The sequence below is a fragment of the Ruegeria sp. CF5 genome, from assembly GCF_056537325.1.
In genome coordinates this window covers 76,920-101,774 of the sequence record NZ_JBQFRI010000011.1, presented here as the reverse complement: position 1 = coordinate 101,774, position 24,855 = coordinate 76,920, and the positions used below count along the sequence as shown (strand labels likewise).

Below are 24,855 nucleotides of genomic sequence, written 5' to 3'. Positions count from 1 at the left end.
CATGACAGGGATCACGGACCTTAGCGCCACGGAACTTGCAAAGCGTTTGCGCGATCTGGACCTCTCCGCAAGAGAGGTTCTTGCCGCGTGCCGCGCGCAGATCGAAAAGCATCAACCTGCGATCAAAGCCTTTATCACCCTCGATTGGCAAACAGCAGAGTCCCGGGCCGCCGAACTGGACCAGATGGCTGCGCGCGGGGAATTTGCCGGGCCACTTCATGGAGTGCCCGTGGGGATCAAGGATGTGTTCGAAACTGCGGATCTGCGCACCACTTGGGGGTCGCAGAGTTTCGCGAACCATGTGCCGAAACGGGACGCGATGCACGTAGGCCGTTTGCGACAAGCCGGGGCGGTTATCGTTGGCAAAACCAACACACCCGAGTTTGCCTTTTCCGGGCAAACCGCGAACCTTGTTGCCGGAACAACCCGCAACCCGCTGAACCCGGCGAAGACCGTCGCCGGCAGTTCGGGCGGTGCGGCCGCTGCACTGGCTGCGCGTATGGTGGCGCTGGCGGATGGCTCGGATCTGGGCGGCAGCACGCGCACGCCTGCCGCTTGGTGCGGAGTGGTCGGATATCGGCCCAGTTCGGGGCTGGTGCCGATGTCGCCGAACCCGACCCCGTTCGACGGCTTGCATGTCCCCGGACCAATGGCGCGAACCGTTACGGACCTGACGCTCATGCTGGAGGTCATGCAGGGTCGCACTTCATCGCAACCGTTGATGTTTGACGGCATCCTTCCCGGCTTGGCCACACTGGAACAGGCCGACCCGCCGGGACGACTGGCCCTGTCGCTTGCCCCGTTCGGCGCGCGCGTCGATCCGTCGGTGCAAGCCGCCATTGCGCCGGTTGAAAGATTGTGCCGCGAGTTGGGGTGGCAGGTCGAACAGGGCGCCCCGAATCTTGCGCCCCTTCTGGAACATGGCGACTTGATCCGCGGGCAATCGGCCCTTTCGGTGCGCGCCATGCTGAACCCGGACATGGCGCTGGCGGGTGAAAGCTTTCGGACCGCCTGCGCGCAGGCAGAGGCGCTGAGCCTGATGGACGTGATTGCCTATCAGCACACCCGCACGCAGGTTTGGGAACATGTCGTCAACTTTTTTGAACGCTACGATTTTGCCCTGTGGCCAACCGCCACCGGCCTGCCCTTTGATGCAGATCTAAAAGATGGCGAAATTACCGAGGACTGGCGGACCGTTACCCTGACGCCGGTGATGGAACTGCCCTCGATTTCCCTGCCGTTCGGTACGTCCTCGGACGGAATGCCGGTTGGCCTTCATATCACCGGGCCGAAAGGCTCGGACGCAAAACTTCTGCGCTTTGCCCGAAGCATCGAGCGCGCATTGACCGGAGAAAGCTCATGACACTCATAAACGGCGGAGAAGCGGTTTACCGCGTGTTGAAAGCCAACGGCATCGATACGGTATTCGGCCTGTTGGGCGGCTCGATGCTGGAGCTTTACGACGCGATGTATAAAGGCGGCGAGATTGCCTATGTCGGCGCGCGCGACGAACGGGCGGCAGGCCACATGGCCGATGCCTGGGCGCGCATGACCGGCAAACCTGGCGTCGTGCTGGGCGCGCAGGCCGGGCCCGGTGTCGTGAACATCGTAACCGCCGTGGCCGAAGCGTATCTGGCCTATTCGCCTTTGGTGGTCATCGCCGGTGCCATCACCCGGGCGGATCAGGTCAAGGACACGTTTCAAGAGGTCGATCAGGTCGCCCTGTTTGCCCCGATCAGCAAACGGTCGGTCATGGTGACCGACCCGTCACGGCTGGTTCCGATGCTGGAAGACGCAATCCGGCTGGCCAATACCGGACGTCGCGGACCGGTCGTGTTGCATGTTCCACGTGACTTGTTTGCGGCAGAAGTTCCGGCGATTGATCCCGTGGCCATCAAAGTGGCGCAATCGGGCCCGGCAGCGCCTACGGATATTGAAGCCATTGCCGCGATGCTGTCTGCCGCGCAGCGGCCCGTCATTTTTGCCGGGGGTGGCTTCAAATGGGGTCAGGGACGAGACGCGCTGACGAAACTTGCAGAGACGTTGGAAGTTCCGGTCGTGGCCTCGACCGGTCATGCGGACGTGATGCGCCACGGGCATCCGTGGTTTGCCGGTCAGGCGGGACCGCGCGGCAATCGGGTAGCCTCGCGCCTGACCAAGGAAGCGGATGTAATGGTCGTTCTGGGTGCGCGGCTGGGTTTCAATTCGACCTTTCACTCCCACGACTATGTCGGGCCTAACACGCGCATTGCACATGTGGATATCGACGGGTCTGCCACCGGGCGGTACTTTCCTGCCGAGATTGCCGCACAGGGGGATGCCCGTCTGACGGCCGAGGCCCTGACCCACGCCGCAAACCGTCCAGACGCGGATGCGTGGCGAGCGGAATTCCGAAAGGACATGGAAGATTTGGCAGCGGAACGTCAGGCCGAGGCAGAGATATCCACCCTGCCCCTGCACCCCCGGCGCGCTCTGGCAGAAATACGCGCTGTCCTGCCGGAAAATGCGGTCGTTACACTTGATACAGGCAACACATGCCTGCAGGCCGCAGATCGGCTTGCACATTACGAGCCCCTGTCACTGATTACGCCGCTGGATTTTGGGCTGGTCGGGTTTGGATTGGCCGCAGCCGTCGGAGCCAAGGCAGCAACACCGGAACGACCCGTGGTGGCGATCATGGGTGACGGGGCTGTTGGCTATACGATGATCGAAATCCAGACGGCCATTCAACACGGCCTGCCGATAGTGATCGTCGTCCTCGACAATCAGGCCTGGGGGGCTGAAAAGGCCTATCAACAGGAATTTTATGGTGGGCGCCTGCTGGGTGCGGAAATCCAATCTCCGAGTTACGACAAATTCGCCGAGCTTTGCGGTGGCAAAGGAATTTGGGTTGAAGAACCGGGGGAGCTTGGATCTGCGCTGCAGGCCGCGATAGCCAGCAATGAAACAACAGTTATCCAGGCCCGCATCGACCCCGGCGCGCTGATGACGCTGCGCAAGGATCTGTTCAAGGCCCCGGATCAGGGCGGCAAGCAAAACTGACATTGAACGGTTCCGGAACAGGGCCGGTTCACAACCGGGCCGCATCCCGGCTGGTGCCAGAGCGTATCATGGGGTTAGAGTACCGGTACGAGCAGTTCAATCCGGAGCCCCATATCCATGCGTGCCCTGCTAATTGTCTTTTGCCTGATCCTCTGGTCGGGATCAGCGTCAGCACAGAACCGCGCCGCAGTTGAAAGGCAGTTTCAGTCGTGGCTGGATCAGACAGTCTGGCCGCAGGCCCGTACCGCCGGTGTGTCGCGCAAAACCATGAAACAGGCTTTTACTGGGGTGACGCTGAACTGGGATTTGCCGGATCTTGTCCCGCCGGGAACAAAGGCCAGAACACCCAAAAAGCAACGTCAGGCCGAATTCGGATCACCGGGAAAGTACTTTAACAAAGGCTCGGTCGGTGGGGCGACCTCGGTTGGGCGGCAGATGGCGCAGCGGCACGCCAAAACCCTTGCCCGGGTTGAAAGGTCCACGGGTGTACCATCTCAGGTCATTCTTGCCATCTGGGGCCGCGAAAGCGGTTATGGCCGCGTCGCCATTCGCCATGACGCGTTCCAGGTTCTGGGGACGAAGGCGTTCATGAGTACCCGATCCGATTACTTCTTTGAGGAACTGATTGCCGCCCTGAAGATTGCCGAAACAAGTAATATCTCTGGTCGCGCCATGAAAAGCAGCTGGGCTGGCGCGTTGGGTCAGCCACAATTCATGCCAACGAACTACCTGCAATATGCAGTGGATGGCGATGGCGATGGCCGCAGTGACATCTGGAATTCCGAGGCCGACACGATTGCGTCGATCGGCAACTATCTGGCCCGTCATGGCTGGGTTTCAGGCCGGGACTGGGGATTCGAAGTGTACGTTCCGGAGTCGGTGTCCTGCGCGTTGGAAGGGCCGGATCAAGGCAGGCCCGTTGCCGAATGGGCCGGGATGGGCGTTACCCGTGTATCCGGCAAACCCTTTCCCGCGCACGAACTTGCAGGTGAAGGATATCTGATGATGCCCGCGGGCCGAAATGGTCCTGCCTTTATCGTCACACCGAATTTCTATGTTCTTAAAGACTATAACATGAGTGATCTTTATGCACTGTTCGTTGGTCATGTCGGGGACCGCATCGAATACGGCATGGGCGATTTCACGGCACCTTGGGGAAAGGTCGGCGGTCTTTATCGCTCGGACATCGCAGCGATGCAGCGGGCGCTGGAAAAACAGGGACACGACGTAGGGGGCGCTGACGGCCTGCCCGGTTTCCGGACACGGCGATCCATTGGCCGCTGGCAGCAGGCCAACGGGCACCCACCGACCTGTTTCCCGCAAGCCAGCATGAAATCGGATCTCAGAGGATGACGCCGAGGGAACACACCTTTGGTTTGCCACACCTTGGCCGGGACGCCGGTTTCCTAGACACCCAACAGAATTTGCGATACCGGAGCGCCCAGGCAAATTAGTATTGTGACAAAACTTCGATATTCCAATGATCGAAATTAAAGAAACTCTGGTTGTATCACTCGCCGCTGACGAAAGGCGGCGCGCGCATATTCAAAAACATCTGACTGAGTTCGGGTTGGGTAAGTTTTCGATCATCGACGCAACTCCGGCGGACTCTGACGCAGTCAGGGATACGTATATGAGCGGGAAAGTTGCCAATTTTCCGATCTGCTTCAGGTGCAACAGGTCCATTGAACTCGGCTTTTTCATTGATCTGCTGCCTCGCTTCATCCGGAAAAAGTACAAATGCAAATGCGAAAACAACATCATCATTCCCCAACAGGTCGCCAATTGGCTGTCCTTTATTGAGGTCTGGAAGTACTGCGCCCAATCTCCCGACGACTACTTCATGATCTGCGAAGACGATGTGGCCTTTCATCACAACGCGCGCCAAATTCTCGATCGCTTTACCAAGGACTTTTCACCCACCCGGCAGAACGTTCTGATAAGAATGTGCTCTTCCGGCGAACGGCCCTTTCAGAATCTGCCCGAAACCTATGAACTCAGCGATCGCCCGGTAATGAGCAATGCGGCTCACATCCTTAACGGCCACATGGCCGCCCTGCTATTGCAGCAGTTCAAACGGATCGAGACAACATCGGACGTCTGGGTTCACGAGGTGATGGCTGCACGAGAGGATGTTCAGGCCGTTACAATCGAGCCGCTTCTTGCGACGGACCTGTCATTCAACAAGGACTTTGCGCAGTTTGCGTCCCGCATTCACCCCAAAGGCATCGATGCTGAGGATGCGGACAAACTCCGCACGCATGTCAGGCGTGTGGAAAACCGCCGTGAATACGAAAAACTGTTCCAGAAGTGGACGCAGCGCCCCAGTTGATTTTCCCGCCCCGTTCGCGTCGGTTCTTTGCCCGCAATGAGGTTCGGTATTGACGGATCAGTTACGGCGAAACACTAGTACCTGACCGTCCCCCAGTGTCCCGGCGAATTCGCGGACGAATTCCAACTGCTCATCCGCGTCGCGTGCCAGTTCCGGGATGGCCCGAAACATTCGGGACGGAAACAAGACCACCAATATCACCGGCCCCGGTTTCGCCATTTCTTTGATATAGGCGTCGGAACTTCCGATTGTTGGCCAGTCTGCATCAAAGTGGCTTTCAAACACCGGGCCGCCTGGGTTGATGGCCAGAACCCGTTCTGACGGGCCACGCAAACTTGTCACCAGCGCATATGCCCCGGCCAGATCCTGCTTTGGGGCAACGTAGTTTCGCGGAACAAGAAGAACCGACAATCCGATCATTGCGGCAACGCCCGTAGTGAACAGAAGACGTCCAAGAGCGGGCCGGTTGAACAGGTCGGCCATCAGGTTTGCGCCGTACCAACACCCAATCACGGCGAGCACAATGAAAAACCCGATATCGGCAAAGAAAAATCTTGGCCAGATCCGCATGTTGAACGCCAAAAGGACAACAAGCGTTACGATGATGTGCGCTGCGACAGAGGCAAAAAACAGCGGCTGCGTCCCATGCGCACCCAAAGCCCCAAACGCAATGACCACCAACCCGCAGACTGCGACGACAAGTGTCAGGAGGCCGGTGTTCCCGATTGCAGTTCGCAACCCTTCCAGTACGGTCCAAAGCGGGTTTTGGTATTCCTGCATCGGATCAACAGCCGAAGTTTCCGAAACCCCACCCACGGTTTCAACAATGCTTGGAAAAATCGGCAGATACGCCAACAGGATCAGGGCCGAGGCAACCATTACACCCAGAAGCGCGTTCAGAACCCATTCGCGGGTCAGTGCGCCTCGTCCAAATCCTGTCACCAGCGAAATCAACCAGACTAGACCAAGCGCGACAAAGAAAAATGCGCCGGTCAGATGGGTAAATACTGCGGCAGCAGCCGTCAGTCCGAAGGCTATCCAGACACCTACGGAAGGACGGTCCATTCCACGCATAAAGAAAATAAGGCCAAGCGTGCTCCAGAAGGCGAGTTCGGTATATCCGCGGGCGTTCTGGGAAAACCAGACCTGATGATAGGACAGCGCCACCAGCAGACCCGAAATATGCGCGATTTTGGTACCGGCGACATCCCTGGCCAGCCACCAGATTGCCCCGACAGTACCAACACCGAACAACATGGCAGGCAAGCGATAGGCCCAAGATTCGTGCCCAAAGACCTGAGACGCCAGTTTTGCCTTCATGCTGAAAAAGTAGTGATGGTTCATCGAGTAATCGCGCATCATTTCGCCCCAAGGCAGGCGAACATGCGTGTCGACCGTCCAGATCTCGTCATACCACAAAGGAGCATTCAGCCCGGCGGTTCTGAGTACCGCTGCAAGAAGCAGAATAAACAAAAGTAGCGCCAAATCATTGCGGCCAAGCGACCGGACGTTTTGGTTCATGCGGTTTCTCCGGACATCCACAGTCAAATTCAATGCGCCAGTATTTCCTGCTTTCTGGTCCCCGCCGGGACCGGCCCTTGCAGAAAGTAATCACAGTGAAACGTCTTAAATCCGCCCAACAAGGCTTGTTCGATCATCCCCAATCCACGGTCACGAGTCGATATGGAACTGAATATGCGGGTGTCGTCGATGGGCCTCTGTTGCCCATAGGTTAACTTTTCCCACTCAAGGCATCATTTGTTGACAAAATCACGACACAAGCCTCTGATAAACATACCCGCTGTTGAATTGAGCTTTCGGTCCCGGATCTTGAAGGTGAAAATCGGATTTGTGAACGTATTTATCGTTACTTGGCAACCCTGAAGAAGTCTGCAGAGAAGCCGCAGAATAAGCAGGTCGAAGATATAGTATTTTAGTATTCACACCCTCGATACCCCAACCTGTCCTATTGTCAGGGGTGAACCGTTTTTTGAGTTTTGGAGTGCGATTGATGAGATCGAAAGAAACCGTCAAATGACCGGGAAGGGTAAATCCAGCGCAACAAAGAAGTACCTGTTGCGCGTCGCCGGGTCGGCGCTGATCCTGACCGCGCTGTTCTGGGTCATTCCGCTTGATGCGCTGTCCGAAGCCTTCAGTCGCCTGACCGTCCGGGACTTTCTGCTGGTTCTGGCCGCGTTTCTGGCTTTGCATTTGGCCGCAGCACTCAAGTGGTGGTTCATCCTCGATTTCAAGGTTTCGCCGCTTACGGCGATCCGATCACATTATTCCGGGCTGGCGGCAGGGCTTTGCCTGCCCGGCGCCATCGGCGGCGACGCGGTCAGAGGCGGTATCGTCTATGCGGCCACCGGAAATGGTCCCCATGTTGTTGCAGCGGGTGCAACCGACAGGTTCATAGATTTTGCGGCTTTGATTATCCTGTCCGTCATTGGTTTGTCTTGGGCTCTAACCAGCGGCGGAAGTGTCAGCCTGACCATAGAAACCGTGCTGGTCTTTCTGGGTTTCACGGCACTGGCAGTTGTTGGTTTCCGGCTGCTTCCGCTTATCTGGACCGTGGCGCCATCCCTGCCCGGCCGAAACTTCGTTCACTCTTTGGGTGACGAGTTTGCAACCTTATCGAAACGGCGCCTGCATCTTTGCCTGGCGCTGTGCCTGTCCGCCGCAATCCAGTTCGGGCTTGTCTATATTTCCTTCCGGCTGGCCCAGGCTGCCGGCGCAGGGATCGAGCCGGGCCATTGGCTGTTTGCCTGGCCTATCGCCAAACTGGTCGCGGTGCTGCCCGTGTCGCTGAACGGGCTGGGCTTGCGTGAGGGGACCCTGGCCAGCATTCTGGCCCCTCTCTACGGAGATGCCGCCGTTATTCTGGCCGCAGGTCTGGTCTGGCAGGGGGTCATGTTTGCTGCCGGCGGCCTTGGGGCGCTTACATTCCTGCTGACGGAAAAGGCCAAAACCGGGCGATCCATACCCACCGAATAGGATTTCACTAGCTTCAAAAGGAACCCTGACCCATTTGGACTCCGGCGCCCTTTCAGGCGCCGGTACTTGTTTTCCGGATGGCTTGCGCCGATCAAAGCTTGTCCAGAGATTCCTGAAGTTTTTCCAGCTCACCCGCCCGCATTGAGATTCCTTGCGCCGGATAGGGGAACGCTTTGGCGCGCACTTCCGACTGAAACTCTTGCAGCGCCTCGACGCGCTCTTGGTACATCTGCTTGTGCAGACGGCCCAGATCGCGGAACGCATGGGCGTGGCGCGGCGGGTTCTCGGCCTCGCCGCAGATATCGGCCATGAACAGAAAGATCACGTCGCCCGCATTGCCCGATCCTAGCGAGATGGTAACGATCGAGGTACGGTCATTCAGAAGGCGCAGGGTGTCTTCGGCCACACATTCAATCTCACATGCGAATGCACCGGCGTTTTCATAGCGCTTGAACGTGTCGTGAATCTGCATTGCCTCTTCGGCGGTACGGCCAAAGGCACGCAGACCACCCGCCCAGTGGCTGAGCGATGGCACCAGACCCATGTGGACCTGAACCGGAATGCCTTCTTTGGCCAACATCTCGACCACTTCATAGGATCGATTGGTGAAATACATGTCCGCGCCCTTTTCCATGCAGTCGATGGCGTGGCGCATGATTTCGTCCTTGGTGGCGAACTGACCCCAGTTCATGGCGGTACCCGCAAAATGCGTCGGTGCAATGTCGCGCGCCATGTCCAGATGCACGTCCCACAGCGTCAGAAGGTCGATCCCCGCATCGACGCAGGCCTGCATTTCGGCCTCGTTGGCGGGGTTGCACATGGTCAGGCGTTGGCCGGTCTTTTTCAGGTCCAGCAGGTCCTTGACGGTATAGTTGCGCTGCGCCGGTCGGCGGCCAAAAGTATAGATGTTTTTCATCGCGTTCCCTGTCTTTCAAACGTGAATTGCCGGACCCCGAAAGGCCCGGCTTCTGAGGTTTCCTTGCTTGCCTGTATTATTCGGCGGCCCAGATTTTGCGGCGGCGTTCCTTCACCATTTCGTTTCCGTCGTCCGAACCATCATGGAAAGTGTTGAACCACTCATCCCACGGAGTTTCCCATGTGCCGTAGTTGCAGTCGAAAAACTTGTGGTGCAGCTGGTGGAAAAAGTCACCCACCTGGAATTTGGCATTCTTGCCGAGCTTCAGATGTTCGAATCCCGCATGTGAGGTTGGCGCGCCAATCCCGTGGTGGAACAGCAGGAAGATCGCATGGATCGGATGCGACGGCACAAGGAAGAAGATCATCGTGTCGAACATCAGGAAAAAGCTTTCCACCGGGTGCATCGCCAGACCCGACCACGGTCCGGTGTTGATGTTGCGGTGATGCCAAGCGTGAACCTTGGTGTACAGCGGACCGACATGGAGCAGCCGGTGCAGCCAGTAGAAGTGGAAGCCCGCCCAGACAGGGATCAGGATCGTTACGACCGAGAACCAGACAGGGTTACTGTCAAAGGTGATCATCGTGATCCAGCCATTGGCATAGGCGTACAGGATGAAGCATTCCCAGAAGGTCCAGAAGGTCAGCGCCGGGCCAAGCGTCCAGAACATGTTGTCCCAGACCTGATTCTTGAAGGTAAACACCTTGGCGCCCTTCATCATCGGCCGCATGTCGTAGCGGTATTCATCCTGTTGCGTGCGGACCTTCCACAGCGCCAGATGCAGGCCACCGGCAACAACCATCAGGATGCAGAAATTGCGAAACCAAATCTCCGCCACCCAGTCCCAGCTAAACGTTTCGATCCGGGACAGAGACGGCGTCAGGTACTTCCATGTGATGATAGCAAAAATCAGCATCAGCGTCCGCAGCGCCAACGGGTTCCAGCTTTGCAGCAGGTATTTCAGCGATGCCAGCGGCTTCATCGGCCAGTCCCAATAGGGCGAGGTTTGAATCGGCAGTTGGGGTGTGTAGTTCCAGATTTTCCGCTTGGGGCGCGGAGCATTAGCGGGACTTGTCATGTCTCGACTCTCGTGGCTTGGGCAAGGCTGCAAAGCAGCGGATTTCAGTTCGCTGGCGAAGACACTATGACCGCCCGCCGGATTCTCAGCACATATTGTCTTGCCGGTAAGGATAAGTTTTGCTTAGCCTGTGGACATGAGCAGCCGCATCCCCTCTCTCAACTGGCTACGCGTGTTCGAAGCTGCGGCCCGCACCGAAAGTTTCGCACGCGCGGCTGCGCAGCTGAATATGTCGCCCGCTGCCGTCAGTCAGCAGGTCAAGGCGCTGGAAACCCGGTTGGGCACGCCTCTGTTCCAGCGTCACGCGCACGCGGTGACGCTGACCGAGGCCGGGCGGGCCTATCTGCCATCGGTCCAGCAATCGTTGCTGATGCTGGAAACCGCAACAACCGGACTGTTCGGCGAAAGCCGCGAACAGCGACTTTTCGTTCAATCCGTTCTGCTTTTCGCGCACGGTGTTCTGGCCCGGGGCGTGCCCGAGTTTCAGGCCGCCCATCCGCGGGTCAGTCTGGCCCTGAGCACCGGCAACATGATCGCGGATTTTGCAAATCAATTCACTGACTTGCAAATCGTGTTCGGCAATCCCTCACTGTTTGGCACAGACGGGGACGAATTGATGCGCGAGGTTCTGTATCCAGTCGCGAGACCGGATATTGCGGCCAGCATCCACTCTGCTCAGGACCTGTTCAACCATACCCTGATCGAGGTCTCCACCCATCGGGCCAGTTGGCCCGGTGTGTTTGAGGAACTGCGGCTGTCTCATGGTTTGGCAAGGTACTTCTTTGCAGACAATTCGCTGATGGCGACCGAGCTGGCGGTGAATGGCGTCGGCATTGCGCTGGCGCGCGCACCCGCTTCGGATTCAGCTATTCGAGCGGCCGGACTTGTCCCCTGCCTGCCCGACATCCAGGTACCGGGGCAAGAGGCGTATCACCTGATTTACCCTGATCGCGCGGCCCTTCGCCCGCCAGCGCGACAGTTCAGAACATGGCTTCTGGATTACACATCCGAACTACGGACGCGCACAGGTTAGACAGAAATTTTGACTGGTGGACGTGTCGACGGTCCGCCGATGAAAAACTTTACCGGACTGTTAGCGGCACAACACTATGGCCAATGGGGCAATAAACAACTATTCCACGTCAGGATACTAACAGGCAGAGAATACAAACCCGTGTTCGACCTACCCACGCTGCGCGCAAACCTTTCCGAAAAATACGACCTTTCCCCCTCGCCCGAACTGGCGGCGGAGATGAGTGATGTCTACGACCGTATGAACCGTGTCGTATCGCCTGCGGACTGGGCGATCTATGCGCCCTATGTCAAGGCGATCAATCAGCTTAAAAAGGAACGTAACGCCGTGATTTTGGGTCACAATTATATGACCCCCGAAATCTATCACGGTATCTCAGACTTTGTCGGCGACAGCCTGCAGCTAGCCATCAAGGCCACCGAGGTCGAGGCGGATGTCATCGTTCAGTGCGGTGTGCACTTCATGGCTGAAACCTCCAAGATTCTGAGCCCGGACAAGACTGTCCTGATGCCGGATATGGAGGCCGGATGTTCGCTGGCCGAATCGATAACGGCCGACGGGATTGCCGAAATGCGTCGCCGCTATCCCGGTGCGCCGGTAGTGACCTATGTCAACACCACGGCCGAAGTTAAGGCCGCATCCGATATCTGCTGCACCTCGTCCAATGCCGCTCAGATCGTTGCCGCACAGGAAAGCCATACGGTGATCATGACGCCGGATCAGTATCTAGCGCAAAATGTGGCCAAGGATGTTCCGCAAAAGAACGTCGTGTGGTGGGAGGGGTCGTGCATCGTGCACGAGCAATACTCGCCTCAGGACCTGCGCGATTTCCGCGAGTGGAACCCTGGCACCCGGCTGATCGCACATCCCGAATGCCCACCCGATGTGGTGGCCGAGGCGGATTATTCCGGTTCGACCAGCGGTATCATCAACTATGTGACGAAGGAAAAGCCGGAAAAGGCGCTGCTCATCACCGAATGTTCGATGGCGTCGAATATTGCGGATGAACTGCCCGAGGTCGAATTCGTCGGACCCTGCAACATGTGCCCCTACATGAAAAAGATCACTTTGGAGAAGGTGCTGTATGCGCTGGATACCATGACCGGTCAGGTCGAAGTTGACGCGACCGTCGCCGACAAGGCGCGACTTTCTGTTCAGCGCATGATCGACCTTTCGCGCAAGCTGGGCATCTGAGTCAGGCCATGCAAGAGATCACCACCAATCGGGTGGTCATAGTGGGCGCCGGCCTTGCGGCCGTTTATGCAGCGCTGAAACTGGCGCCCCGCCCGGTTGTGATGATCTCGCCCGATCCACTGGGAACAGGGGCAAGTTCGGCATGGGCTCAGGGCGGTGTCGCCGCGGCGATGAACCCCGCCGACAGCCCCGAGGCACACGCAGCAGACACGGAAAAGGCCGGGGCCGGTGTCGTTCTGCACGATGTGGCCGAATATGTGACCCGCGCAGCGCGCGATCATATTCTGGACCTGACCGATCTAGGCACGGGTTTTGATCGCACCGCAGACGGTGGCTATGTTCTGTCGCATGAAGCAGCTCACAGCATAGCGCGTGTCGTTCGCGTCAAAGGAGATCAGGCCGGGGCCGAGATCATGCGCGCGCTGATCGCCGAGCTGCGGAAGACCCCTTCGGTTCAGGTTATCGAAGGCGCACAGGCCGTTCGGCTGGAAACGCAGGGGCAACGCGTCACGGGTGTCGTTTTGACCTCCTCCTCGGAAGACGGATCGCAACCGGTCGTGTTGCGAGGGTCCGCCTGTCTGCTGGCGGGCGGTGGTTCTGGCGGGCTTTATGCCCTGACAACCAATCCCCCACGCATACGCGGTCAGGTGATCGGAATGGCCGCGCGCGCAGGTGCGGAAATCGCGGATGCGGAATTCGTTCAATTCCACCCCACGGCCATTGATGTCGGTGAGGACCCTGCCCCGCTGGCAACCGAAGCGCTGCGCGGGGAAGGTGCAGTACTGGTCAACCGCGATGGCCACCGGTTCATGGCCGACATCCATCCCGACGCTGAACTGGCCCCCCGGGACATCGTGGCAAGGGCGATCTTTGCCGAAGCTCAGGCCGGCAACCGCCCGGTTCTGGACACACGACAGGCCATCGGTGATCGGATCGGCGTTGAATTCCCGGCTGTGGCCGACGCCTGTCGTCGTAATGGCGTGAACCCTTCCCTATCCCCGATTCCCGTGGCCGCCGCTGCCCACTACCATATGGGGGGCATCGCCACCGGCCTTGACGGGCGCACGTCGTTGGATGGTCTTTGGGCCTGTGGCGAGGCCGCATCCACCGGACTGCACGGCGCAAATCGTCTGGCGTCGAACGGTCTGCTCGAAGCTTTGGTTTTTGCGCGCGCTTGTGCATTGGACATTCTGGGCAGCGTTGAGGAATCCAGTGACCTGCCCGAGGTTGTGCTGTCCTTTCACGATGGCGGCTCAAAGACCGATACTTATGCGCTTATGGAACTTCGGCAGACAATGACCAGAAATGTCGGCGTTGTCCGGGACGAGCCGGGGCTGAAGGCTGCGCTGAACGACATCGCGCGGCTGGAGGCTGATGGTCGATCCGACGACGGGTTTCTCAACATGACCGCAACCGCCACCCTGATTGCCGCCGCAGCACTGTTGCGTAAGGAAAGCCGTGGCGCGCATTTCCGGTCCGATTTTCCGAGCCCCCTGCCCGACCCCGGCCAGCGGTCGCGTCTGACACTTGACCGCGCAGTTGCGCTGCGGAGCACCATTGCAAAGGAAGCAGTATGAACACCGCCACCCTGCCCGACCTTATTCTTGAACCTCTGGTGCGCAACGCGCTGATGGAGGATCTGGGCAGCTATGGCGACATCACCACGCGAACGGTGATTCCTTCGGGCACCACCTATACTGCGCGGCTGAACGCACGCGAGGACGCCGTGGTATCCGGGATGCAGGTCGCGGCGCTGGCCTTTCGGCTGGTCGATCCGACGCTGGAGGTCACAACTTTGGCCGCTGACGGCATCACCTGCGCAATGGGCGACACACTCATGGAAATCCGGGGCAGCGCGGCCTCGATCCTGAGCGGTGAGCGCGTTGCGCTGAATTTCGCCGGAAGGCTAAGCGGAATTGCAACCCAAACCGCAGCCCTGGTTGCCGAAACCACGGGTACAAAAGCGCGCATCACCTGCACCCGCAAGACTACGCCGGGTCTGCGTATTGTCGAGAAACAGGCCGTTCTGCACGGTGGCGGGTTCAATCACCGCTATTCTCTGTCCGATGCGATCCTGATCAAGGACAATCACATCGCCGCGGCCGGTGGCATCCGCAAGGTGCTCGAGGCAACCAAAGCGACCGCCTCGCACATGATGAAAGTCGAAATCGAAGTCGACACTCTGTACCAGCTATCAGAGGTTCTGGAAACCGGCGGCGCGGATGTGGTTCTGCTGGACAACATGTCGCCGGATACGTTGCACAAGGCCGTCGCGATGATCGAGAGTCGCTTGGTAAGCGAGGCATCCGGCAACGTCACCCGTGACACCGTGGCTGCAATCGCAGCAACCGGGGTCGACTACATTTCTTCAGGCGCGCTGACACATTCCTACAGAACCGTCGATCTGGGCCTGGATTTCTGACCGGCAACGACCCAGGGCTACCCTTCACCCAAGGCTTGCGGACTGACTGAGGTGGTCTAGGATCACCTTATAGTTCAATTCATGTCGGGTCCGTCGTGTCAGAATCTTTATTCCTCCGCATTGTGCGGGAACCATTTGTTCATTTCCTGCTCATGGGCGCCGGTATTTTCGCGCTGTACAGCTTTGCCGATACTCCTCAGGCGCAACCTGAAGCCTTGGAGATTCAGATTACCCAAGCCGACATAACGGCCTTGGAGAAACAATTTGAAGCAACCTGGCGACGCAAACCCGATCCGGATGAGCTGAAAGCGCTGATCGACAATCAGGTATTCGAGGAAATCCTTGTTCGCGAAGCGCGCGCATTGCGGATGGATGAAGGGGACGCCGTGATCCGAAACCGGTTGCGACAAAAGATGGAGTTCATTGCAACTTCGGCGGCAAGTGCTGAAACCCCGGATGACGAAGAACTGATGGATCTGTTTCTGACTGAAAGGGCGGAGTTTGAAATTCCCGGATCGGTTGCCTTTGATCAGGTGTTGCTGGACGAGGACTTTGCAGGTTCTGCGGACGCGATTCTGAAAGAGCTGAACGCAGGGCGCGTTCCGGACGGGATCGGAGCGCTGAGCCTTTTGCCCGCTCAGGTCCCACCGATGAACGCCCCCCGGATTGACGGTATATTCGGTGTCGGTTTTGCGGCTTCGCTGGATGATTTGGAACCCGGGGAATGGGACGGCCCGGTCCCGTCTGGTTATGGCCTGCATCTGGTTCGCATTCTGGAAAAGGCCGACGCAACCTTGCCAGAGTTCGAGACCGCCCGCGCGGCGGTTCTGTTAAAATGGCGGGAGGGTCGACAGGCAAATGCGCGGGATAGGCTGAATGAAGCACTTTTGAGCAAGTATCAGGTCAAAATAGACGAAGAATGATGTTTAACTATTTGTTTTTAAATGTATTTTTGGCCGCATGCATTGCGATCGGCATAAATTTCGTTACTCCTGCCGATCTCCGAGCCCATGCTCTGGATCCGGGATATCTGGAAATAACCGAACTTTCACCGGAAACGTACCGCGTTTTCTGGCGAAAGCCTGACGTTCAGCAAAAGCCGATGGCAATCGAAGCCAGACTGCCGGAGATTTGCGAAGTCACTGCCCCCCCTGCCCCGCGATTTGACGGCGCTGCGTGGATCTCAGAGTGGACGACCCGGTGCCCCAGCGGCCTTGCGGGTACGACGATTGAAGTTCCAGGACTTGAGGACACCCGTACCGATGTCTTGCTGCGCGTAGACTTGCTGGACAGCCCATCATCAACCACACGGCTTGTTCCTGAACAGATCACTTTCGTAGTCCCAGAAGACACAACCGGCCTGTCCGTTTTGCGCACCTACATCACCTTGGGCGTCGAACATATTCTGGAGGGGTTTGACCATCTGTTATTCGTCTTTGCCCTGCTCTTTTTGATCCGCGACTTCTGGCGGCTGCTGGGGGCAATCACGGCTTTTACTGCAGCCCATAGTATTACGCTTGCCCTTGCCTCTCTGGGCCTGATCCACGTACCCGCGCCTCCCGTCGAGGCGGTCATTGCCTTGTCGATAGTTTTTCTTGCCGTCGAAATTGCCAAAAGGACCGACGATGCGCCCCGCTTGTCCGAACGGGCGCCTTGGGTTGTCTCATTCTCGTTCGGGCTGTTGCATGGGCTTGGATTTGCCGGAGCGCTGAGCGATATCGGATTGCCTGAGGGGGATATTTTTGTCGCCTTGCTTGGTTTCAATCTGGGTGTGGAGATCGGTCAGATCCTATTTGTAGCTGCTGTACTGGTCATTGGCTGGACGCTCAAACTTGTTTTCCCGGTCGGGAAAGCCAGCCTGCAGGTGATGAATATAGCAGTCAGCTACTTTGTTGGGGCTGTTTCCGCCTACTGGCTGGTTGAACGTGTCATTGGGTTTTGGGCATAACCTGACATTTGGCTGGCAGTGCACCAGCCGGTTACAAATGATCCTGCGGCCCATGGCCTAGTCAAAGGCGTCCGGTTCAAGCTCCTCCCAGAATGCAAAAATCGCTTTGGCGTTCAGACCTGACCGCCAGCCATGAGCCCGAAAGTGCTCGCGGTCCAGTTCGTCGTTCAGGCCAGACATGAACAGACGCTTATCTGCATCCCGTTGTGTTGGGTTTCGCCGCGAAACCAGCTCTTCCACGATTGAGAGCTTTCTTGACCGATCGGCCCGTTCCGCTGCGCGCATTTCATAGGCCTGGTCCTCTTGCGCCTTCTCTGCCTGCCGCATTCTGGCGGCTTCCAACGCTTCCGGGCTGGGTTCTTCCGGTTGCGAAGGCTTATCTTGCGCCTGATAGTCGTCGCGCAACGCAGCCGACAAATAACCCACGGTCGACTTGATACCCCCCTGCCCGACAACGTAGTTCAGTTTTTCCTGCACGTATTCTTCGCCGTGTTCCGCAATCCATTGCCGCGCCAGCCGATCCGAGACCCCTTGCTTGCGCAACGTCTTGTAGACACCCAGATTGCGCACGCCATCACTGTCGTCGATTTCGAACATCGCTTTTTGCGGATTGCTGCGGATCAGAAAACGAATATCGGTTACTGTCCGTCCCTTTTTCTGAAACTGGGGCTCAATCACAATGTCAGAGCTTTTGTTCACCTCTGCCACAGCGGTTTTGATAATTTTGGCGTTCAGGTGCTTGAAACTGGCATAATAGTCGCTGCCATCGACGCCCATCAGTTTTCGAAACACGTCCAGTGTCCACCATCCAGTGGAACCAGTCCGAACAAAACGATAGCAGTTTTCATACAAGGCCAGCCCGTGACCCGAGTTGAAGTTTCGCTGAATATGCACATTGATTAGCGCATAGATCTTGGGATCATAGAGCTTTTGCGCCAAGGCCGGAGAATATGCGTACTCGCACACTCCGTTCTTGAGTTTGGCGAAACTCAGCAGGGAAGAAACACCCCACTCCTGTCGGCCCTGTTCATCCAACATGTCCCACTCGGCCACAGTCTCGGCCAACGCACGCAAACTGGCGCGCAGAGTATCGAAGTCGTTGGAGTTGTAGCCAACCATCATTGCCAGCGTTCGCGCGTCAATTGTGTGCGTCGCAGCTGAGGTCAGCGCGTCATACGCATTGAGCAACAGGACGTTTGAAAGCTTACGCTGCAATAGCGTCAGCTTGCCGCTGATGTGAATCGCGGCGACGTTCTTTTTGACCGTCTCCCGGCGCAAGGCGCCCGCTAGGTGGTCCATGTCCAATTGTGTATCCGGCATGATTCTGCCTGGCTGCTCGTTTTGCTATTTGTGACATGAAAGGTACCTTCCAATCAAATGGATTTGGGTACCCAAATACGGGAGAACCGCAATCCCGCAGACAGGTACCTTAAATCAGGGCCACCTGAGTTATCCACAGAAAATGGTCTTTCCTGGACTCAACACTGGCAATATCGCCGCCGACTGGAAGGCAACAGTGTCAATGTTAGACCCTAAAGCCTCAATAAATTCAGCCTCCTGCGAATCGGGCCTCTTGTTCCTGCTTCTTGGTCCATTTTGTCCCGGAATCAGTCACTCATTATCCTGCAAGCGGGTACCTTTCATCCTGTATGTTGGTACTCAAGATAGCTTATCTTATTGTTATTGCAGGATAAAGTTCCGCTAAAGAATCTAAAGACCTTAAAAAAATAAAACCTTTGTCGGTGTGTCTTTTGTTATTTTCCATTGGTTTCGCGGCGAAACCCCACTGATAAACCCGTTTCTGTGGAAAACACGGGAAAGAAAGATAGCGCTGCGCATAAATGTTCGCTAGATTGTCGAATATACGCCGGTAAGGCGAACATATTCAGAGGCATCGACAGTGAACAAACCTACGCAACCTCCCCTGCCCCCCTATCTGAATCTGGATCCTAAGGCGGCAGCTGAAAAGTTACCTGATCCTATTGGCACTTCGCGATTCGCAAAAGCGGCTGCTTTCTGCGGCAAGGGTCGTGAAGACCTTGCGCGGCGCGGTTATGCACCCGACGGCGAAAAACGCCTTCGCAAATTTTCAACTTGGGAAATTACCAAGTATTTGCTTCCGGTTGCTCCGGCTCACCTGCGCCGGGTACTCAAAGCCAATCCCGAGCTTCCCCAGGGAGAAGGTGAAGGCGGATCCAAGTGGTTCTCTCTCGAGGAGGTTCTGATTTTGCGGCAGCACTTTGCGGCCGAAGGCGTCAGCACCAAGGAATACCAGCCCTATCGCCCTGAAGGACAACCTGCAAAGGTTGCAGCGGTGGCTAACTTTAAAGGGGGTGTCGGCAAAACCTCCACCGCTGCTCATCTGGCGATGTCAGCGGCTCTGGATGGATACAAGGTTCTTGTTATTGACTTGGATAGCCAGGGATCGATGACGTCAATTCTGGGCGGTAGTGTTGCCGATGAATGGCAAACCGTCTTTCCGCTGATCGCCAAGGACTATGCGCGTGCGGTGCAGGAAGAAAACCGGGTGCGTACAGCGGCAGGACAACCGGAAATCCCATTGGATGAAACCCTGCAGGAAGCACTGACTACGCAACCTCGTGATGTCATCCAGAAGACGCATTGGCCCAATATCGATCTGATTGGCGCTCAGTTGAACCTCTACTGGGCCGAATTCCAGATACCTGTTTGGCGCATGGGATTGCGCAGCTGGCCGTTATGGGATGGCCTTACCAATTTCCTGGAGGACGAGGGCATTCTGAACGACTACGATGTCGTATTCCTCGATACGCCTCCTGCTCTTGGGTACCTTACGATCAATGCGCTGGCGGCAGCGGATATCCTGCTGGTGCCGCTTGGAGCATCGTTTCTGGAGTTCGATTCGACGGGCAGGTTCTTTGACATGCTCTATACGACCTTCGCCAGTATCGAGGATGGCGAAAATGCAGCACAGCGAGCAGCGGGTTTACCTGAACTTAAATTCGAATGGGATGTAGTGCGTGCCATCATCACGCGGTTTGACGCAAGCCAGCAAACCGATATGGCAAACGTCATTCAGGCTTACTTCGGGGATTTCATGAATGCATACCGGCAGGACTATACAGCGCTGGTGGGGCAGGCCGGTGAGCAGGTCAATGGCATCTACGAAGCCGACTATCGCGATTTTAACCGAGACACCTACGTGCGCGGACGTGAGGCGTTTGACCGGACATATGCCGAATTCAAGGAACTTCTGATCGGCTGCTGGTGGCGTGATGCACAGATGGAGGAGCAGGCAAATGGCTAAGCGTAGACGACTTATCGCCCCGGACGCGACCGAACTGGAAGAGCTGGAGGCGGGTTTCGCGGCGAAACCGTCTGTTGGCCCGTTCGAAACCAAATCCGCAGCCCCGCCAATTGCGCAGGTAGCGGGTGAGACGGCGGCGCTGAACGGAATGGCAGCCGTTACCGACCGTGTCGCGCTGGCTCAGGACCAGGGGGATGCTGCACGTTGGCGTGAGGCACAGGATGCCGGGTTAGTTGCCGAAATAGTGGCGCTGGACCAGATTGATGCGGATTTCATTCGTCGTGACCGAATGGTCGATGATGAAGAAGCAATGGCCGAGTTGTTGGAATCGCTACGTGTTCATGGTTTGCGCACGCCGATCGAAGTCACAAGAACGCCAGAGGGATACGGCCTGATCTCAGGTTACCGAAGGTTGGACGCGTTTAAACGGTTGGCTGAAACGGACGAGCGGTTCCGGGAAATTCCGGCTTTTGTTCGCGAGGCTGGGGCAGGCCAGGGCGCCTATGTCTCGATGGTCGAAGAGAATGAGCTGCGATCCGACCTCAGCCCGTATGAGAGAGGCCGTATTGCAGTACTGGCGGCAGGGCAGGGGGTATTCCCTTCGATTGAGGCGGCCGTTGATGTGCTGTTTGCGGCGGCATCCAAGGCTAAACGGTCCAAGGTGCGCAGTTTTGCCGTTGTGCATGAGGCGCTGGGGGATCTTCTACAGCATCCGGTAGCCCTGTCTGAAAAGGCCGGGTTGCGATTGGCGGCTGCGCTGCGGGAAGGTGCCCAGCCTCAATTGCGAGAGGCGTTGGCGGGGGCTGATGTTCTGGACGCAAAGGCGGAATGGGCGCTTCTGGACAATCTGTTGACGCAGACTTCTGCACCCCGAAAACAAAGGTCACGAGGAGGGCGGCCGCAGCAGATCGAACGCATCGCACGCCGTGCATTGCCTGGCGGCGGCGGCATCAGTGCCGAGGTCGGGCCCGATGAACTCCGTATCCGGATTGATGGCAGGGCGTTCGACCGCGAAGCAGCCGAGGATTTCCTCAAGCAGCTTTCGGATGCATTGACCTAGTTTCGCGGTGAACCTCGGATCAGGGCCAATAGGGGCGCCATTCGGACAGGGATTGGCGTCCTGTACCTTTCCCGTAAACGGGTACCTAATGTGTGTGCTGGCAGTTTTCGTCTCATTGTTTCAGCAAGAAAGCTGTCAGGTTTTTTTTAGTTGTTCACATCTCTGCTTTGCTTCTGGGCCCGTGTAGTCACACGACGCGAAGGGAGGTCTTTGGTGGCCGGGATTTCCCGGCCCGGGTTCTGCCGACGGGAGGACCGAAATTCTCGGGCACCTCGGTCAGTTCCAACTAGATTATTGTGGTCTGAGAGAACTTGTCTGGACTAAAGCGCTGGCTACAGATGCGACTTACTTTGATAAGGGACCGGAACTGCTATCCGCTGGGAATACCCAAACCCCGAACAAATGTACCGATCATTTCGGATCTTTCTGGTGGACATCGTTCGGTATCAATCCGGTGATATCGGATCGAAAATCCATCGGGAAAAAACCTGTGGGTTAACGGAGAGGGGGCTTAATGGCCTGCATCATGGGGGATATTTCCGGTCAAATCAATCATAAGTGATAAGCGGTACTTATCGGATATAATAGCTAAGTCAGAAAATGGCTTATGTAATGTGCAAAAAGTACAATTTATGATCGTAAAGAAAGTAGGTGGTTGCAATAAAACCCACAAACACTTTTCAAAACTGGCTGTTGACGTGTTCCAGAGCCACCTTCAATTGCACAACAAACTCACTTACCAACGCAGATGGAGGGCGATGTGCAGGTTGCATTATTGAGACGTTTAAAACGACATGGGGGTGAAACGCCCGAAAAACGATGGGTCTCGGCTCGGGTTGCATATTGACGTATCCGGCTGCGGTAATCGGATCGCAGATACAATAGCAAAGCCCTTTTTCCACCAGAGTTAACGCTGGGTGAAAGGTCCTGAGTTCGAACCGTTGTTCGAAACTGGCCTTTTGGCTGGCGAATGCCCTTTGGGTCGCAATCAGGTTTGGGTGACCCTCCTGCAACCCGGCCATCGGACGACCAGACAGGTGATGCGCTTGGACTATATCAAGTTCAGCCAATGGATCACCCGCAGGGATCGCACATACGCATTTCATGTCGAAGTCGACTGTATCAATTGCTGCGGTGGATTTTGGGGTTTCTCCCAATCCGATATCGTATTGCTGAGAGGCAACCCATTCCTCGATCACCGGGGATGCGCGCATCATCAACGAAGCTTTTACATCTGGTTTGTCCAGAAGAAACTCACCCAGAAGTTGCGGCATCAAAAGGCTGGAGGCGGCCGGCATGCAGGCGATGTTCAAGCGCCCTTTTGTCAGCGCCCCAATCTCGCGCATCGTCCGGGTTGAAAGCGACAGGCGATCTAGGATCGCCTCAGCTTCGGTGAGGAAATATTGCGCCTCGGGGGTAGGGGCCATTTTCCCGCGCTGTCGGCGGAACAGAGCAATATCCAACTCGGCCTCGAGATTTGCGATCAGCGCGCTTACAGCGGGTTGAGTCCGTCCGAGGATTCGGGCGGCGCCTGATACTGATCCTGTCCGCATAACCTCTCGAAAGGCTTGCAATTGGCGAAAGCTGAGATTCATGCGCCTCTGTTAATCCTCATCTTTTTGCCACTCCATAAACTATCTTTATTCAACAATCAATTTATTCGTTTTGACTTAATATGCCCGGCTCGTGATCTTCCCGCCACGAATACACCACATGCATTCGCTATGACGGAGGGGGAAATGACACGCTTTGCTAGCGTCTTGCTGACAGTCCTGATCTGCCTGGTTGCTCTTGGGCAATTTGTGCAGGTAATCACACGCTATGTGCTGGAAATCCCCGTTATGGGATTGGAAGAAAGCCTGCTCTATCCGACGCTGTGGTTGTACATGCTGGGGGCGGTCAACGCGTCGCGTGAAAACACGCATATTCGCGCCAATGTGCTTGAAATTTTTCTGTCCACCGAACGTCAGCATCAGGTTCTGGCAGTCATAGGTGAGGTCATCAGCCTTATCGTAGGTATCTGGCTGACCACATGGGCTTGGGATTTCACCAAGTACTCGATGCGTGTCTGGCGCGAGAGCCCGACCCTGTATCTGCCGACCTTCTATGTCGATGTCGCTTTGTTTGTCGGGTTGGTCCTGATGATGATCTTCACCGCCTGGCACCTGCTGATGCATCTGCGCGCGTTGTTTTCCCCTGTTACCGAACCCGCCGTTGAAGGAGGTCTGAAATGATCGAGATCGCGCTTCTTGCCGTACTGGTTCTGGTCATTCTGCTGACACTGGGTGTTCCACTGCCGTATTGCTTCGGTGCCGGTCTGATGGTGATGTACTTCGCCGGTGACGTGGTCATGAAGGGCAATATGCTTTGGGGTTTCCAACAGTTGGGCAACCCTGTGCTGCTGGCCATTCCGTTGTTTGTTCTGGCGGGGACGATCATGTCTGTCTCCGGTATCGCGGCGAGCCTTCTCAATTTCGTCAACATTTTCATCGGCCACCTGCGAGGTGGATTGGGTGTTGTAGCCACAGTTTCTTGTGCGTTGATCGGCGCGATCTCTGGCTCGGGCCTGACGGGCGTCGCCGCCATCGGCCCGCTGCTGATCCCAGAAATGGAAAAACAAGGCTACCCCCGTGAATACGCAACGGCGTTGATCGCGAATGCATCGCTTCTTGGCCTGCTGATCCCGCCTTCCGTGACGATGATCGTTTATGGCTGGGTGACGGATACGTCGATCCTGGCCTGTTTTCTGGCGACGCTTGGACCCGGCCTGCTGATCATGGCCAGCTTTTCGGCGGTCAATATCCGAATGGCCCGCAGGTTCCCCCTGCAACTGAATGAGCCCCTCAAAGGCGCGGCATTCATGTCCGAGGCAGCCCAACGCGGCTTCAAGGCCACGCCCGCACTGCTAATGCCGGTGATCATTCTGGGTGGTATATATGGCGGCATCATGACCCCGACCGAGGCTGCTGCTGTGGCAGTGATCTATGCAATCCCGGTCGGGTTCCTGATCTACAAGGGGCTGGATGTTCGCACGTTCTTCGGTGCCGGCAAAGAGGCCGCAACATCGGTTGGAGCGATCATGCTGATGATCCTGTTCTCGATGATCCTCAGTCAGATGTTCGTGCTGGAAAGCGTGCCGCAGGCCATCGTGCAGGCGATTTTCTCTGTGACCGAAAACAAGGTCCTGCTGCTGGTGCTGATCAACATTCTGCTGTTCCTGGTTGGCATGGTGGTCAATGACGTAACCGCAATCATCCTGATCGCACCACTGCTGTTGCCTCTGATGCAGGCTATCGGTGTCAGTCCGATCCAGTTTGCCGCGATCATGGGGGTCAACACCGCGATGGGAGGTGTGACGCCGCCCTATGCCTCGATCCTGTATCTGGGCGCACGCATCGGTCAGGTGCCGGTCACCAAGGTGATCCGACCTGCCATGACCCTGATCCTATTGGGCTATTTGCCAGTCGTGTTCCTGACCAGCTTCTGGCCGGACCTGTCGATGTGGCTGCCCCGCTTCTTTGGCTACTAAGCCGCCCACTTCATCACTCAC

The 24,855-nt window shown here is 56.8% G+C and carries 20 protein-coding genes; 15 read left to right on the top strand and 5 right to left on the bottom strand.

Annotated elements, in window-relative coordinates:
• The first annotated feature begins 1 nt into the window (after position 1).
• The 4 genes from ACR0NW_RS20835 (at position 2) to ACR0NW_RS20820 (ending at position 5,374) form a co-directional block, all read left to right on the top strand.
• Positions 2–1,363 carry an amidase gene (locus ACR0NW_RS20835; RefSeq protein ID WP_480452038.1) on the top strand — a complete coding sequence of 454 codons (1,362 nt, stop codon included), beginning with the start codon at positions 2–4 and terminating at the stop codon, positions 1,361–1,363.
• On the top strand, positions 1,360–3,042 hold the full coding sequence (locus tag ACR0NW_RS20830) for a thiamine pyrophosphate-binding protein (RefSeq protein WP_480452040.1): 1,683 nt from the start codon (positions 1,360–1,362) through the stop codon (positions 3,040–3,042). Before ACR0NW_RS20835 ends, ACR0NW_RS20830 begins: the two co-directional genes overlap by 4 nt.
• 117 nt (positions 3,043–3,159) lie before the next feature.
• Entirely contained in the window at positions 3,160–4,395 is a 1,236-nt protein-coding gene (locus tag ACR0NW_RS20825; RefSeq protein ID WP_480452042.1) for a lytic murein transglycosylase, read from the top strand.
• 127 nt (positions 4,396–4,522) lie between these two features.
• Positions 4,523–5,374 carry a glycosyltransferase family 25 protein gene (locus ACR0NW_RS20820; RefSeq protein ID WP_480452043.1) on the top strand — a complete coding sequence of 284 codons (852 nt, stop codon included), beginning with the start codon at positions 4,523–4,525 and terminating at the stop codon, positions 5,372–5,374.
• 57 nt (positions 5,375–5,431) lie between these two features.
• On the opposite strand, the gene ACR0NW_RS20815 is transcribed toward ACR0NW_RS20820, so the two are convergent.
• Positions 5,432–6,895 carry a glycosyltransferase family 39 protein gene (locus ACR0NW_RS20815; protein ID WP_480452045.1) on the bottom strand — a complete coding sequence of 488 codons (1,464 nt, stop codon included), beginning with the start codon at positions 6,893–6,895 and terminating at the stop codon, positions 5,432–5,434.
• A gap of 513 nt (positions 6,896–7,408) precedes the next feature.
• On the opposite strand from ACR0NW_RS20815, the gene ACR0NW_RS20810 reads away from it, so the two are divergent.
• Complete coding sequence (locus ACR0NW_RS20810) at positions 7,409–8,368, top strand: lysylphosphatidylglycerol synthase transmembrane domain-containing protein (RefSeq protein ID WP_480452047.1); 960 nt, start codon at positions 7,409–7,411, stop codon at positions 8,366–8,368.
• A gap of 91 nt (positions 8,369–8,459) precedes the next feature.
• Here the strand turns inward: ACR0NW_RS20810 and ACR0NW_RS20805 are convergent, their stop codons facing one another.
• Both ACR0NW_RS20805 and ACR0NW_RS20800 read right to left on the bottom strand, forming a co-directional pair.
• Positions 8,460–9,284, bottom strand: a complete 825-nt coding sequence (locus ACR0NW_RS20805) for a 3-methyl-2-oxobutanoate hydroxymethyltransferase (protein ID WP_480452048.1) — start codon at positions 9,282–9,284, stop codon at positions 8,460–8,462.
• 76 nt (positions 9,285–9,360) lie between these two features.
• The gene (locus ACR0NW_RS20800; protein ID WP_480452050.1) at positions 9,361–10,362 is read right to left on the bottom strand and encodes a sterol desaturase family protein; all 1,002 of its coding nucleotides are present in this window, start codon (positions 10,360–10,362) and stop codon (positions 9,361–9,363) included.
• A 136-nt stretch (positions 10,363–10,498) separates the two neighbouring features.
• On the opposite strand from ACR0NW_RS20800, the gene ACR0NW_RS20795 reads away from it, so the two are divergent.
• The 6 genes from ACR0NW_RS20795 (at position 10,499) to ACR0NW_RS20770 (ending at position 16,959) form a co-directional block, all read left to right on the top strand.
• Positions 10,499–11,395, top strand: a complete 897-nt coding sequence (locus ACR0NW_RS20795; protein ID WP_480452051.1) for a LysR family transcriptional regulator — start codon at positions 10,499–10,501, stop codon at positions 11,393–11,395.
• A 141-nt stretch (positions 11,396–11,536) separates the two neighbouring features.
• On the top strand, positions 11,537–12,589 hold the full coding sequence (nadA, locus tag ACR0NW_RS20790) for a quinolinate synthase NadA (protein WP_480452053.1): 1,053 nt from the start codon (positions 11,537–11,539) through the stop codon (positions 12,587–12,589).
• A gap of 8 nt (positions 12,590–12,597) precedes the next feature.
• A complete protein-coding gene (locus ACR0NW_RS20785; RefSeq protein ID WP_480452055.1) occupies positions 12,598–14,166 on the top strand; it encodes an L-aspartate oxidase in 1,569 nt (522 codons plus the stop codon).
• Positions 14,163–15,011, top strand: coding sequence for a carboxylating nicotinate-nucleotide diphosphorylase (nadC, locus tag ACR0NW_RS20780; RefSeq protein WP_480452056.1), 849 nt, complete (start codon positions 14,163–14,165; stop codon positions 15,009–15,011). The genes ACR0NW_RS20785 and nadC overlap by 4 nt, the downstream gene beginning before the upstream one ends.
• A 95-nt stretch (positions 15,012–15,106) precedes the next feature.
• Complete coding sequence (locus ACR0NW_RS20775) at positions 15,107–15,934, top strand: peptidyl-prolyl cis-trans isomerase (RefSeq protein ID WP_480452058.1); 828 nt, start codon at positions 15,107–15,109, stop codon at positions 15,932–15,934.
• A 179-nt stretch (positions 15,935–16,113) separates the two neighbouring features.
• Complete coding sequence (locus ACR0NW_RS20770) at positions 16,114–16,959, top strand: HupE/UreJ family protein (RefSeq protein WP_480452060.1); 846 nt, start codon at positions 16,114–16,116, stop codon at positions 16,957–16,959.
• 57 nt (positions 16,960–17,016) lie between these two features.
• Here the strand turns inward: ACR0NW_RS20770 and ACR0NW_RS20765 are convergent, their stop codons facing one another.
• Complete coding sequence (locus tag ACR0NW_RS20765) at positions 17,017–18,279, bottom strand: replication initiation protein (RefSeq protein WP_480452062.1); 1,263 nt, start codon at positions 18,277–18,279, stop codon at positions 17,017–17,019.
• A 580-nt stretch (positions 18,280–18,859) separates the two neighbouring features.
• Between ACR0NW_RS20765 and ACR0NW_RS20760 the strand changes: the two genes are divergently transcribed.
• Both ACR0NW_RS20760 and ACR0NW_RS20755 read left to right on the top strand, forming a co-directional pair.
• On the top strand, positions 18,860–20,245 hold the full coding sequence (locus tag ACR0NW_RS20760; protein ID WP_480452063.1) for an AAA family ATPase: 1,386 nt from the start codon (positions 18,860–18,862) through the stop codon (positions 20,243–20,245).
• Positions 20,238–21,305, top strand: a complete 1,068-nt coding sequence (locus tag ACR0NW_RS20755; protein WP_480452064.1) for a ParB/RepB/Spo0J family partition protein — start codon at positions 20,238–20,240, stop codon at positions 21,303–21,305. The genes ACR0NW_RS20760 and ACR0NW_RS20755 overlap by 8 nt, the downstream gene beginning before the upstream one ends.
• A 680-nt stretch (positions 21,306–21,985) precedes the next feature.
• Here the strand turns inward: ACR0NW_RS20755 and ACR0NW_RS20750 are convergent.
• Complete coding sequence (locus ACR0NW_RS20750) at positions 21,986–22,900, bottom strand: LysR substrate-binding domain-containing protein (RefSeq protein WP_170656455.1); 915 nt, start codon at positions 22,898–22,900, stop codon at positions 21,986–21,988.
• 144 nt (positions 22,901–23,044) lie between these two features.
• Here ACR0NW_RS20750 and ACR0NW_RS20745 point away from each other — a divergent pair, with 144 nt between their 5' ends.
• Positions 23,045–23,539, top strand: a complete 495-nt coding sequence (locus ACR0NW_RS20745) for a TRAP transporter small permease subunit (protein WP_170656457.1) — start codon at positions 23,045–23,047, stop codon at positions 23,537–23,539.
• The gene (locus ACR0NW_RS20740; protein ID WP_170656459.1) at positions 23,536–24,834 is read left to right on the top strand and encodes a TRAP transporter large permease; all 1,299 of its coding nucleotides are present in this window, start codon (positions 23,536–23,538) and stop codon (positions 24,832–24,834) included. Before ACR0NW_RS20745 ends, ACR0NW_RS20740 begins: the two co-directional genes overlap by 4 nt.
• The last annotated feature ends 21 nt before the right edge of the window (positions 24,835–24,855 follow it).

What these genes read in the sequence shown, in the direction of transcription:
- ACR0NW_RS20835 (WP_480452038.1), top strand. Translation starts at nt 2, where the DNA reads ATGACAGGGATCACGGACCTTAGCGCCACGGAACTTGCAAAGCGTTTG.
- ACR0NW_RS20830 (WP_480452040.1), top strand. Translation starts at nt 1,360, where the DNA reads ATGACACTCATAAACGGCGGAGAAGCGGTTTACCGCGTGTTGAAAGCC.
- ACR0NW_RS20825 (WP_480452042.1), top strand. Translation starts at nt 3,160, where the DNA reads ATGCGTGCCCTGCTAATTGTCTTTTGCCTGATCCTCTGGTCGGGATCA.
- ACR0NW_RS20820 (WP_480452043.1), top strand. Translation starts at nt 4,523, where the DNA reads ATGATCGAAATTAAAGAAACTCTGGTTGTATCACTCGCCGCTGACGAA.
- ACR0NW_RS20815 (WP_480452045.1), bottom strand. Translation starts at nt 6,895, where the DNA reads ATGAACCAAAACGTCCGGTCGCTTGGCCGCAATGATTTGGCGCTACTT.
- ACR0NW_RS20810 (WP_480452047.1), top strand. Translation starts at nt 7,409, where the DNA reads ATGACCGGGAAGGGTAAATCCAGCGCAACAAAGAAGTACCTGTTGCGC.
- ACR0NW_RS20805 (WP_480452048.1), bottom strand. Translation starts at nt 9,284, where the DNA reads ATGAAAAACATCTATACTTTTGGCCGCCGACCGGCGCAGCGCAACTAT.
- ACR0NW_RS20800 (WP_480452050.1), bottom strand. Translation starts at nt 10,362, where the DNA reads ATGACAAGTCCCGCTAATGCTCCGCGCCCCAAGCGGAAAATCTGGAAC.
- ACR0NW_RS20795 (WP_480452051.1), top strand. Translation starts at nt 10,499, where the DNA reads ATGAGCAGCCGCATCCCCTCTCTCAACTGGCTACGCGTGTTCGAAGCT.
- ACR0NW_RS20785 (WP_480452055.1), top strand. Translation starts at nt 12,598, where the DNA reads ATGCAAGAGATCACCACCAATCGGGTGGTCATAGTGGGCGCCGGCCTT.
- nadC (WP_480452056.1), top strand. Translation starts at nt 14,163, where the DNA reads ATGAACACCGCCACCCTGCCCGACCTTATTCTTGAACCTCTGGTGCGC.
- ACR0NW_RS20770 (WP_480452060.1), top strand. Translation starts at nt 16,114, where the DNA reads ATGGCAATCGAAGCCAGACTGCCGGAGATTTGCGAAGTCACTGCCCCC.
- ACR0NW_RS20765 (WP_480452062.1), bottom strand. Translation starts at nt 18,279, where the DNA reads ATGCCGGATACACAATTGGACATGGACCACCTAGCGGGCGCCTTGCGC.
- ACR0NW_RS20755 (WP_480452064.1), top strand. Translation starts at nt 20,238, where the DNA reads ATGGCTAAGCGTAGACGACTTATCGCCCCGGACGCGACCGAACTGGAA.
- ACR0NW_RS20750 (WP_170656455.1), bottom strand. Translation starts at nt 22,900, where the DNA reads ATGAATCTCAGCTTTCGCCAATTGCAAGCCTTTCGAGAGGTTATGCGG.
- ACR0NW_RS20745 (WP_170656457.1), top strand. Translation starts at nt 23,045, where the DNA reads ATGACACGCTTTGCTAGCGTCTTGCTGACAGTCCTGATCTGCCTGGTT.
- ACR0NW_RS20740 (WP_170656459.1), top strand. Translation starts at nt 23,536, where the DNA reads ATGATCGAGATCGCGCTTCTTGCCGTACTGGTTCTGGTCATTCTGCTG.